This is a genomic window from Marinobacter salinus, from assembly GCF_001854125.1.
Taxonomy (GTDB): Bacteria; Pseudomonadota; Gammaproteobacteria; order Pseudomonadales; family Oleiphilaceae; genus Marinobacter; species Marinobacter salinus.
Window position 1 is genome coordinate 783416 of the sequence record NZ_CP017715.1, and the last position, 11513, is coordinate 794928.

Below are 11513 nucleotides of genomic sequence, written 5' to 3' on the forward strand. Positions count from 1 at the left end.
TGCAGCCGGTGCCTCAGGGTGAAGGAGGAATGGTGCCACTGACCACACTTTGCAGGGCAATCAGGCTATCCTGCATGGTGGAATTGCCGAGGCCATGGCCATTGAAACTGCTGTCAAAAAGGTTCTGCTCACCGTGAAGCGCCATGTAGTTCAGCAGAACTGTCTGAACCAGCTGGTTGACGTTATTGGCTGCAGGACTTGATGCTGTCTCCACCGACGCATCGGACCGCATGAAACCGATTTGATTGCGAATGGTCTGAGGCCGTCCCGTAGGGTTGTACACCATGAAAAACGAGGCAGCGGTTTGCTGGTTGTCGCCTGTCCACTCACCTTTGCCACGGCCGTCCATAGAGTCGTCGATACGACCATTGCTGGCGACCGACCCGTCGCTGAATACGTAAAGCATCAGTGGCATTCCCACCCGTGCGGCGTATTCGAGGCAGGCACCCATGCACCGGCCAGCCTGCTCATCCCGGCGTTCTCCGGTTCCGCGTTCGCCCGTGTGGTAGTCGTAACCACCCATGGTAATGGTACCGGCACCGGCGTACCCTTCCAGCACCAGCTTCATGACGGAAGCGGTTTTCCGGAATTCCCGATTGCTGTTGAACTCCTCGCTGGTGAATATTCCGGCAGGCCCCACTATGTCTGGGTCCGCCATCGGATCCAGGGCAGCAGGATTGCCGAAACGGTCCGCCAGATCGGCGCTTTTGACATAGCCGCAGTTCACCAACTCCTTGATGGCTTCATCGGTAGAGACACTAAGATTGGTGCTGACGTTCTTCATCTTGGCATCGCTGATGCGCTGAATGGCTTCCATGACGGCCACTGCGTCATTCTGATCAAGAATGCCAATCAGATCCCCCACATCCACCAGGCCGGTTACATCAGAGGGGCGGTCAATTTTCGTGGGCCGAACCTTGGGGTCGATAAGGTTCATGGGCGCCATGGAGTTGCCGCCAGACTCTGAGCTCTGGGATCCAACGAGTGACAGAAGAGAGCCATCCGCCCCCGCTTTATGGATGCCATACATGGGGTTGTGAGGGTTGTTGCCGGTGTCGTTCTCCGAGCGGGCAGCAATAATGGCTCCGTTAACCGCGGCACGGGTGCCGGCACGGGTGCTTTGCAGGATACCCCGAAGGAAGCCGCTGTCAGAATGGAAAGCCAGTCCCATTTCGTTATTCACGAATGCCGGATTGTTCGGGAGCATATCCCCCGGTAATCCAAGCTTGCTGTAGCCCGCGGTGCTCAGGAAATCCATTTGTCCGCCGGACTTGCCCATCAGTACGTTGGAACCGGCAATGTTGGCGCCGCCGGCCAGGTCAAAGCAGATGAAAGGAATCTTTCCTGCACCCTGGACGGCGATGCCGCAGCTTTCCTTCAGCGTATTAAGGTCAGCAGACAGTGCTGCGGAGGCGGATCGGGGATTGCCAAACAGGCTGAACACGGATGCACCGTACACCGTCGCCGCGCCCATCTGAAAACCCTGGGCGATAAACTCCCGTCGAGTGCGCGGCTTGCCATGATCAGAGTGGCGGAGCGGTTCACCGTTGGCGAGGGTCTTCTTGCGTGATCTGCGAATAAACATGTTGGTATCCTCTACTGAACCAGGGTGGTAGCGCTGCCCAGAACGGCGGCACAGCTGGCCTTAACAACGGTTTCTGTGCGGTCTGCGGGGCAGGATCCACTACAGCTGGTCAGACTATCCATAAGGTTGTTCAGTTCGTTCTCGATCTCCAGATCGGTTGGCTGCGAGGCCAGGTTGACGCCAACGAAGCGCAGTAGCAGGGGGTCAATGATCAGGCTTCTTCCGCCATGGTCAAAGGCTGTGGCGACTGGCGCGGAGAAGTCAAAGCCCGGAAAGAAGTCTGACCGCAGCTGGCTGTTGGAAACCAGCACATTGCAGTACTGGATCGCCATTTGAGTGACAGCCATCTGGTGGGAGGACAGGAAGCCTCTGATGTTCTCAACCGTTGGCAGCTGTTGTTTTACCGTGATGTAGGTGTCGTAGACATCAGTTTGTGTTTTTGAAACACCAGTCATGCGTGCCATGGACTCATTGATCTCGTCAAAGGTCTTCAGGCCAATCTCCGGCGATGGGTCCAGATCTCCGGCTTCTGCGGCCGGGGGCGCGGCTGGTTCAGACCTGACGAAGGTGTTGCCGCTCCCCAGCTGATCGAAAGTCAGGAAGAATTCGTCGCTTTCCGGTCCGTTTTCCAGCGCAATGACAGTGCCCAGTCTTGAGAGTGGCTGGCCGGTGCCTGGCTCATAGTCGTCGCCGGTCAGCACTACATCCAGATTGGCCCAGGCCTGGCCAACCGTCGCTTCTTTGCCATTGATGCCCAGTCGCATGCCTTTTAGTGGAATGTTGGAGGGCTCCACGGAGTTATCCAGGCTGATAAAGAAGGGGCTGGTGAACCGGTAGCTGTAACTGTCGAATTGGCTTACTTCGAATACGATATAGCTCTGGGGCAGGCTGACAAGATCCGAGACTCCGAAAAGAAGGTAGAACTTCTGCCCAACGCCCACATCGAAGTTTACCTTGACCTGTTCAGGTGTCAGCGCCCGATTGTGTATGGCCACCATTCGGATGGCACCTTGCCATGGCGAATTGCCGTCAGTTTCGTTTCCCAGTACCAGAGCGAAACTGTCATCCCATTCGGACAGAAGGCCCGCTCCGTCCGGATCTATGTCGCCGGTTGGCTCACCATTAACGAAGATTTGCCGGCCAGTTCCAGGGGAGTAGTTCACCACCACGTGCTGAAGCGTTGCCTGAAGCAGCTCGTCCGCGTCCTGGGTTGCGAATGGCGTGTTCTCATCGCTGGCGGTACTTCTGTGAAGCACTTCGTAACGCTGAAGGGTCTGGCTCAGGGTTACGTTGCGGGTAGTCGCAGAACCGGAATAAGTGATAATCCTGGCGTCTTCCTGGGTGATGTTACCCGGAGCGACCCAGGCCTCAATGCTGTATTCACCTGATGCCGTCAGCAGGTTGTGGAGCTTACTGCTGTCGGACGTTGAGCCCTGAGCTTTACCGGCCGGAACCATGAGCTGCTGCTCGTTCTCATAGGCGGGGCCAAGGTCGATGCCCCAGCCGCCGACCCATTCGGCGTTACCGCTGAGTGTCAGGTTCAGGGCAGGGGATATGCCACTGGTATCAAAGGCTGTCTGGCCCTCACCGGTCTTGAATTCGTACAGGGCGATGATGTTGTCTTCGTAGCGGCCACCGGAGTTGGCCAGCAGGCCGTCATCAGCCAGGTTAAGGGCGTTGCTTGTTACCAGTGCGGGGTCCACAGGTGATGCTTGCTGAAGGCCGGCAAAGTCTTCAATGGCCATCTGCATGATATCTGCTGAGGTTGCACAGTCGCCGTCCCAGCAGTTGTGGAAGTCGGTACGCAGCCGCTGGACAAAGCGAGAGTCCGAAGGTGATTCAAGACTGATACGGCTCTTGGACTGTTCGTAGGCTGTATCTATATCGGTACTGCCAATATAAGGCGTCTGGATGCCTTCCACGTGACAATCGCTGCAGTAGGTTGTGAGCACCGGGTAGACCGTGGATGCAAACTCGCCACTGTCTGCAGGAAAGGCGAGGGTTGTGCCGGGGTCTTTGGGCGTTGGCGCCCTCAGCTCCACGGTTTTGACAGAACCTGCGGAGCCGCCGGCCCAGTTTGAGATATAAGTTGTGAGGAGGTCGACACAGACGGACGTACTGCTGACCCAGCAGTTATGGCCACCGGCGACTTTGGTCACCATGGCCGACTGAGAGGGATCCGAGAGGTTAACGACGGTGTTTGCCTGTGCGTAAGCTGCGTTAATGTCCTGCTCATTAACGAACGCAGGTGACTGTCCTCCGGCATTGTGACAGGCGCCGCACTTGTCCTGAGTGACCAGATTGTCCCAGACACTCTGTTTGAAATTGAGCACGTCATCTGTGGCTGGGGCAGGGCCATTATAGGAAACAGTCCCGGTGTTGGCGGAGGTGTCTGGAAGCTGCTCGGTGGATTCACCACCGCAGGCTGTCAGCAGTATGGCGGCAGTAAAGATAGCCAGAATCGATTTGAGGGAGCGTTTTCCCTGACGGCTTGAAATGGTCATGGCTTCCTTACTCCCCCATGCAGTAAACAGCGGACTCTGCAAATACCTGCTTCAGGTCGAAACCCTGACTGCGGAAGCTGGCAACCATACTGCTGACTTTGGAGCGATCCGCGCTGTTCGAGGGCGGGCGCAGACAGACATTTTTAAACACTTTTTTAACCTGGCATTCAGCGAATGCATCGGAGTGTGCAAACTCTTTCCCGAGACTCTTGGCGCCAACGCCGCTGCCGCTGAGGGAAGAATCCCAGCCCAGGCGGCGGTTGTTTCCAGAGCGCCAGTAATTATCCCAGTGGTCATCGGGTGTAACGTAGCCCTGCTCAAAGGTGGTTGAGTTGATGTGATATTTTTCCTGAACCCGGCTGCCGGTGACCGGGTCCAGGTCGTTGGCCGTGTTGTAAACCAGTCGGCCAAGTTCGCCATCCGGGTCATTGTTCGGATCGTATTCGTAATCGTAATAGGCGAAGGCCTGGGTCATGGGGTCCATGCCGCTGTGACACCCCACGCAGTTGTTCAGAAAGACACGGCTGTCGCCTCCGGGGCTCCGTGATACGTCCTGGCGAATGCGATCCGGCGGCAAGGTAACATCCGCGACCTGTTCCAGGTCGTTACACATATGGTTGAGCAGTGTGAAGCGGAACATGGCGCGGTTGGTTCCGGCGCTGAAAAAGGCCCTGGCAGAGGCGCGGGATGTGATCACGCCTGCTGTCGCAGAAACTGGCAGGCCGGTGTACGTGGACTGATTGACTCTCACCAGATTGTCTTTGAGGCTGTAACCACCGTTCTCCAGTGCCTCGTAGTGATTGTTGTTGGTTGTGGAATAGCCAGGCAATCCGAGGGAGTCGGCCCCGATGTAGAGGACGTCACCATACAGCACTTTCCGGAAGTCCTCGCCATCACGAACCAGACCAATCACTGTGGCTGTGTAATCATTCAGGGGCACGAATCTTGACATCGCCTCGTTGGTCCAGGGGGCAGCCAGATTCTTCAGCGTGACGTCGTAAAAGGCACTGTCCGCCATCGCAGTGCGAGCCGCTTCGATCTCATTGCCGTTTTGGATGTAGGTCGTCATGGTATTCAGTGTGGAGGCGGAGGGAGGAACGCCCGCGATTCTGTCGTGGATCCGTTTCGCCTGTTCCCGGGGGCCTGCCTGGGCAAGTCCTGCCTGTCCGAGAACAACCGCAACGAAGAGCGATGTACTGCACGCCTTGCGTATCATGGCTCTGGTCCTGTATCGGGCTTTCATTTCCTGGTCCTCGATGGTCGTTCGCATCCGCACATTAATACGATTTTGCAATTGTTAAAAGTTTAGGCGTTGCTATATCCTCCGTTTTGGGTGCTGGCCCACGTTATTACATTGCGTTACCTAAAAGCTTTGGAGCCTGATAACCGAACAGACTTAATTTATGTCATGGAATGTCGATCACACGGGATGAGTTGCGTTGGAGATTAAGTCATTGCTTCGGAAAATCCATTGGGCTGCCAGGGCCATGCTTTGCCTCGGGCCGCTGCTGTTACTGGCCGGATGCCTGTCTAGCAGCGACAGCCAGCAGGCGGATCCGGTGGTCGTGGAAAACGCGGTCGCGTTCGTCAAGCGCCCGCTGTTGTTCGATGAAAACTCCGGCGCTCTGGTCGGCGACAACCTCGCTGATCCGTCTGAATTCCGGCCGGGCGCAAGGTTGTACCTCAAAGCCAGCGCCTCAGCCAGTGCCAAGTCTGAAGACATTACCTCGCAGGCCTTTGCCGGAAGCTCATTCCTGAATGAAAATGGGCAGTTGCGGTACGATGTAAAAGACCTCCATGTGTCCCAGGATGGTTCGCGCCTGCTATTTGCCATGCGTGCTCCGGACATTGAAGGCGCTGATGACGAAGACCAACCCACATGGAATATCTGGGAATACGTGGTCACCACGGATTCGCTCCGCCGGATTATTTCCTCAGATGTCACCGCTCACGCCGGCCAGGATGTAGCCCCGGCTTACTTGCCGGACAGCCGAATCGTTTTTTCATCGACGCGACAGCGGACCTCCAAGGCGATCCTGCTGGATGAAGGCAAGCCTCAGTATGCGGCGCTGGAAGAGGATGGTGATGTTTCGGCGTTCGTCCTCCATGTTATGGATGATGATGGCGAAAACATTGAGCAGATTACATTCAACCAGAGTCATGATCTGGACCCGGTGGTCGCAGATGATGGTCGAATTATTTTCAGTCGTTGGGACAACGCTGGCCAGACTGGCAACAACGGCGTAAATCTTTATCGGGTAAACCCGGACGGAACAGGGCTTGATTACCTTTACGGGCGTCATTCGCATGACTCCGTCTCTGAAACCACAGACGTTCAGTATCTTCAGCCACGAAAGACAGATAATGGCTCCCTGCTGGTTCAGCTCAGGCCCTTTGAAAGCACAGATTATGCGTCCGTGCTGGCCGAAGTCGACGTTGGCCTGTATGTGGAATCGGATCTTCGGGTTGATGGAACTCCCGGTTCAGGCCAACAGATGCTGGTAACCGGGACAGGTTTGGGCGGTGAGCCCTCCCTGCAAGGAAGCTACGGTGCTGTCTCACCCCTTCTTGATGGCACCGGACGCTATCTGGTGAGCTGGACACCCTGCCGGCTGCAGGAGATTGTCACTGAGCGTATTGTGAATTGCACAGAAGAGCGCCTTGAATCCGAGGACTACTCGCCGGCTCCTCCTGTTTATGGCCTCTGGTTGCTTGATGTCGCCAGCGGTACCCAGCGTCCGGTAGTTGAGCCCGCAGAGGGTGAACAGTTTGATGAGGCTGTGCTTCTCAGGGAGCGGGCTCTGGAAACCTTTGTTCCGGAATCGCAGTTTCCCGGCGATGAGGGGTTACTGGGGGACGCCGGGTACGGTGTTCTGGATATCCGCAGTGTTTACGATATTGATGGTGTTGATGACACTTTGCCAGTGGGTATAGCCGCCATTGCCGACCCGGTGCAGACTCCGCCGGCGGATCGCCCGGCACGGTTCCTGCGGCTTGAGAAGCCGGTCTCTATCCCCGACGATAATGTCCGTGATTTTGATAACAGTGCCTTCGGGCGCAGCCGCGGGCAGCTGATGCGGGAGATTCTTGGCTACGTGCCCGTGGAGCCGGACGGGTCGATCAAGGTTGCAGTGCCTGCCAATGTGGCTTTCGCCATCAGCATTCTGGACTCAGAGGGGCAGAGAATAGGGCCGCGACATCAGAACTGGCTCACCGTGCGCCCGGGTGAGACGCTCGAATGCAAAGGCTGCCATAATCCAAACAACCCGGTGCCCCACGGGCGTGAGGGCGCCGGACCTGCATCGGTCTGGGCCGGCGCGACAACAACGGGGCTGCCATTTCCAAATACTGAGTCGTCGTTGTTCGCGAACATGGGTGACACCATGGCTCAGACCTGGACCAGGGTGAATGACGACATCCGGAAGCCCCAGCCCGACGTGGTTTATGTGGATGAATGGACCGATCCGTCCGTGACGCCCAAGGCCGGGAGTTTCACTCTGGCTTACAGTGACCTTGAAACCACGCCGCCCATTTCAGGTGTTTGTGCGAACGACTGGGCAGCGAACTGCCGAATCGTGATTAACTACGAGCAACATATCCATCCGTTGTGGAAGCTGAACCGGGAAATCCTTGATGGGACCGGGGCTGTCATCGATAACTACACCTGCACCAGCTGTCACACCAATCGCGACGATGGGGGAGTCGCCCAGGTCCCGGAGGCGCAGCTCGATCTGAGCGACGGTCCGTCACCGGACGAGCCATTGCACTTCACGGCCTATAGGGAATTGCTGTTCCCGGATAACGAGCAGGAGCTTGTGAACGGAGCTTTGGTGGATAAAAGCGTAGATACCGGAGAGGTATTGAGGGATGAGGAAGGCGTTCCCATTCTGGATGCCAATGGCATGGAGCAACCGATCTTTGCGCCGGTGCCGGTGGCCGCCAGCATGTCGGTCAATGGTGCTGCGAGCAGTCGCTTCATGGGCGTTTTCAGAGCCGGGGGGGTACACGAAAACTTCCTGTCGCCGGCAGAACTGCGCCTGATTGCCGAGTGGCTGGATATCGGTGCCCAGTATTACAACAATCCGTTTGATGCTCCGGAAAACTGATGACAGGACCGACATCCTAACCATGCGCCTTGCCATTCTGTTTCTTGTTCTATTCATGCCTGTCACATCCTGGGCTGGCTGGCTGTGGGGAAAAGACAGCGAAGAAGCGCCCAGAGTCCAGGTGGTGAATCCGTTCGTTGAATGGAGAACGGGGCCGGCCGTCGGCTACCCGGTGTTTCATGCCAGTGAGCAAGGGGAATGGCTGGAGATACTCCAGCGCAAAACCAGCTGGATCAAGGTGCGGGACAAAAAAGGCAGGGAAGGTTGGGTTGCCGTTGCAGCAATCGCTGAGGCCCGGGATGAAACCGGTGCCAGGGTCAACCTCAGAGTGCCAAGCTTCGACGAGTTCAGGGAGCGACGCTTGGAGGTCGGCCTGATGATGGGAGAGTTCGAGAGAGCGGCGGTGACTTCAGCGTACGGTGGATACTGGATGACGCGCAATCTTTCTGCAGAACTCTGGGGGTCACAGGTTTTGGGGAATGCCTCCGAGATCCGGATGCTGAATGCCAACATTGTGCATCAGCCTTTTCCGCACTGGCGTGTGTCACCGTTTTTCACCCTCGGGGTCGGGCATATCTGGGTAGACCCCAAGGTAACGCTGGCGGAACCGGAAGAGCGCGATAACAGTATCGGGCATGCCGGCTTTGGCGTCAGGGCTTACATAACCGATCGATATTTCATTCGAGCCGAGGTGAAAGACTACAAAATCTTCACGACCCGCTCGACCAACGAAGAAGCGATAGAATGGAAAATCGGACTAAGTATTTTTTTCTGACCCGGCTTTGCCTGTCGGTGTTGATGACAGTCTCAACCACAGCGATGGCGGCTGAGGAAGAGCGTCCGCTAATCGAGCCGGACGTCAAACCCGTTCCCGTGGACGAGTCCCTGATCGATACCGAGGATTTTGAAATTGGCGCGTTCGTCGGTGTTCTCAACATAGAGGACTTCGAGTCCTCGCTCTTGTACGGGGGTAAATTTACCTATCACCTGAGTGAAACTTTCTTCTTCGAAGCGGGTGTCGGTTTTGCCGAAGGTGGCGAAACCAGTTTCGAGAAGCTGGCAGGGAACGTCGAGGTTCTGACGGGTGATGAGCGGGATTACACCTATTACAACATCAACCTTGGCTACAACGTGCTACCCGGCGAAGCGTTTTTTTCCGAGAACTATGCTTTTAACACCAACTTCTACCTCATTGCAGGTGCGGGCGCGACGGATTTTGCCGGAGATACACGTTTCACCCTCAATGCCGGTGCCGGTTATCAGATACTGCTGACGGACAGTGTGGCCGTCCATATTGGCGTGCGCCAGCACTATTACCGCATTGACGTATTGGGTGCCGAGAAAACCTCAATGAACACCGAAGTCAGTTCCGGCCTGTCGGTTTTTTTCTGAACACGGGAGCAATTTGATATGAAACCGTTTTTCAAGCCTCTTGCATTGCTGGTTGTTTTGGCAGGTGTCGCAACGGCTGCATCTGCCGAGTCTATGAATGTTCCGGCCCCCGATTTCACCTTGCACAGCCGGTCGGGGGAAAACCTGCGTCTTGAGGATCACCGGGGCGAGGTAGTGATGCTCAATTTCTGGGCCTCCTGGTGCGGTCCTTGTCGCCAGGAAATGCCTCTGATGAATGAGATATACGACCGTTACAAGGATCTGGGGTTTACCATTCTGGCAGTCAACGTGGATGAGAATCGGGACGAGGCTTTGCGTTTCCTCGACAGTGTGCCGGTGGACTATCCGATCCTGTATGACCCGGAAAGCTCGGTCAGCGAGTTGTACGAGGTTCAGGCGATGCCTACCACGATCATGATTGATCGGGACGGTAACGCCCGTTACGTGCATTACGGTTATCAGCCCGGATATGAAGACGAATACGAACAGCAGATTCGAAAGCTGGTGCGTGAGTGATCCTGAGTGGGCAAGAAGCTATGCGTAAGTTATCCCTTGTGATACCGGTGTTGCTGGTATCACTGATCATAACGACCACGGGATGCAGTTCCGTCAAACCCTGGGTCAAGCCCTATGAGCGAGACAAACTCGCAGACCCGGTCATGAGCTTGAGTCGTCACGGCAAGGCTGACGTTTATATGCATCACGTCTATCAGTCCCGGGAATCGGCGCGGGGCTCCGAGGGTGGCTCGGGAGGTGGCTGTGGCTGTAATTGATTGTCGTCGGTTGCTGGCGCACATGGTAACCGTATCGGCGATGGTGTTGGGCGCTCCGTATGCTGTCTCAGCCACCTTGCCGGCAGATAATGTGGATATGCTTTACCACCGATACGACGGCGGTGGCATGGTGATTGATGGACCATCGGTTCTGGTTCGGAAGAATGCCGGCCCGCAGGTCTCTTTTACCGGACAGTATTATGTGGATTCGGTATCGGCGGCCTCCGTTGATGTATTGGCGACGGCAAGCCCTTACACCGAAGAACGTGACGAGTATACGGTAGGCGTGGATTACCTCCACGAAGACGCCATTATGAGTCTTGGTTACACCAACAGCTCCGAGAATGACTACGAGGCGAATACGGTTTATTTCTCCGTCAGCCAGGAGTTCTTTGGTGGTATGTCCACTATCACGATGGGCTATGCCAACGGCTGGGACGATGTTGGCCGTGTCGGCAATGAGACCTTCAGTGAACAGGCCGATCGTCGTAATTACCAACTGGGACTGAGCCAGGTTCTTACGCGGAACAGTCTGCTGGGTATCGACCTTGAAGTGGTTTCGGATGAGGGCTTTCTTCAGAATCCCTATCGCCAGAACCGTTATGTGGATCCCAACGATCCGACGTCCTTTCTCTATCAGCCCGAACGTTATCCTGAAACCCGCACCAGCACATCGATTGCCACCCGAGCCTTGTACTATCTGCCCTATCGGGCCTCCATTCGCGGAGAGTACCGATATTTCACTGATAGCTGGGGTATCGACGCCCATACGGTTGAACTGGCTTATGTACACGGGGTCAATGCGCGCTGGACCCTGGAAGGTTCGGTTCGCTACTACACTCAGGACGCTGCCGATTTCTACAGTGACCTGTTTCCCTTTGAAAATTCCCAGACTCACCTGGCGCGTGACAAAGAGCTGAGCACGCTCTCTGGAACAACCCTGGCGGCCGGAGCGGTTTATGAGTGGAAGCAGACATCGCTGCCAGGCATCAAACGATTACAGTTCAGCCTGCTCGTTGACTGGCTGAATTTCGAATATGACGACTTCCGCGATGTGACGGCCTCCGGCAATTACCTCCCGGGAGAGGAACCGCTTTATTCATTTGACGCTCTGGTGACTCGCGCGTCGTTGATTCTTGAATACTGAGTTTGC

The 11513-nt window shown here is 56.0% G+C and carries 9 protein-coding genes; 6 read left to right on the forward strand and 3 right to left on the reverse strand.

The genetic code is table 11. The features are described 5' to 3' along the window. Positions 1–13: 13 nt before the first annotated feature. From BKP64_RS03650 to BKP64_RS03660, 3 genes are read right to left on the reverse strand one after another with little or no spacing between them, the layout of a single operon-like run. Entirely contained in the window at positions 14–1585 is a 1572-nt protein-coding gene (locus BKP64_RS03650; RefSeq protein WP_070966167.1) for a general secretion pathway protein GspF, read from the reverse strand. 11 nt (positions 1586–1596) lie between these two features. Next, positions 1597–4089 carry a LamG domain-containing protein gene (locus tag BKP64_RS03655; RefSeq protein WP_070966170.1) on the reverse strand — a complete coding sequence of 831 codons (2493 nt, stop codon included), beginning with the start codon at positions 4087–4089 and terminating at the stop codon, positions 1597–1599. 7 nt (positions 4090–4096) lie between these two features. Continuing rightward, positions 4097–5332, reverse strand: coding sequence for a hypothetical protein (locus BKP64_RS03660; RefSeq protein ID WP_083329279.1), 1236 nt, complete (start codon positions 5330–5332; stop codon positions 4097–4099). Between the two features lie 211 nt (positions 5333–5543). Here BKP64_RS03660 and BKP64_RS03665 point away from each other — a divergent pair, with 211 nt between their 5' ends. The 6 genes from BKP64_RS03665 to BKP64_RS03685 are packed head-to-tail and all read left to right on the forward strand — an operon-like array spanning position 5544 to position 11507. Beyond that, complete coding sequence (locus BKP64_RS03665; protein ID WP_227515490.1) at positions 5544–8195, forward strand: HzsA-related protein; 2652 nt, start codon at positions 5544–5546, stop codon at positions 8193–8195. Between the two features lie 22 nt (positions 8196–8217). Continuing rightward, positions 8218–8970, forward strand: a complete 753-nt coding sequence (locus tag BKP64_RS03670; RefSeq protein WP_070973533.1) for an SH3 domain-containing protein — start codon at positions 8218–8220, stop codon at positions 8968–8970. Next, positions 8940–9587 carry an outer membrane beta-barrel domain-containing protein gene (locus tag BKP64_RS03675; protein ID WP_070966178.1) on the forward strand — a complete coding sequence of 216 codons (648 nt, stop codon included), beginning with the start codon at positions 8940–8942 and terminating at the stop codon, positions 9585–9587. Before BKP64_RS03670 ends, BKP64_RS03675 begins: the two co-directional genes overlap by 31 nt. Positions 9588–9605: 18 nt before the next feature. Then, a complete protein-coding gene (locus BKP64_RS03680; protein ID WP_070966181.1) occupies positions 9606–10103 on the forward strand; it encodes a TlpA family protein disulfide reductase in 498 nt (165 codons plus the stop codon). Between the two features lie 20 nt (positions 10104–10123). Continuing rightward, positions 10124–10360: a DUF4266 domain-containing protein gene (locus BKP64_RS19000; RefSeq protein ID WP_083329134.1), complete on the forward strand. Its 237-nt coding sequence runs from the start codon at positions 10124–10126 to the stop codon at positions 10358–10360. Then, the gene (locus BKP64_RS03685; protein ID WP_083329135.1) at positions 10347–11507 is read left to right on the forward strand and encodes a DUF3570 domain-containing protein; all 1161 of its coding nucleotides are present in this window, start codon (positions 10347–10349) and stop codon (positions 11505–11507) included. The genes BKP64_RS19000 and BKP64_RS03685 overlap by 14 nt, the downstream gene beginning before the upstream one ends. Positions 11508–11513 lie beyond the last annotated feature (6 nt).

Bases quoted from the DNA above. Each gene is read 5' to 3' on its own strand.
- BKP64_RS03660 (WP_083329279.1), bottom strand. From the start codon at position 5,332: ATGAAAGCCCGATACAGGACCAGAGCCATGATACGCAAGGCGTGCAGT.
- BKP64_RS03650 (WP_070966167.1), bottom strand. From the start codon at position 1,585: ATGTTTATTCGCAGATCACGCAAGAAGACCCTCGCCAACGGTGAACCG.
- BKP64_RS03670 (WP_070973533.1), top strand. From the start codon at position 8,218: ATGCGCCTTGCCATTCTGTTTCTTGTTCTATTCATGCCTGTCACATCC.
- BKP64_RS03655 (WP_070966170.1), bottom strand. From the start codon at position 4,089: ATGACCATTTCAAGCCGTCAGGGAAAACGCTCCCTCAAATCGATTCTG.
- BKP64_RS03680 (WP_070966181.1), top strand. From the start codon at position 9,606: ATGAAACCGTTTTTCAAGCCTCTTGCATTGCTGGTTGTTTTGGCAGGT.
- BKP64_RS03675 (WP_070966178.1), top strand. From the start codon at position 8,940: ATGGAAAATCGGACTAAGTATTTTTTTCTGACCCGGCTTTGCCTGTCG.
- BKP64_RS19000 (WP_083329134.1), top strand. From the start codon at position 10,124: ATGCGTAAGTTATCCCTTGTGATACCGGTGTTGCTGGTATCACTGATC.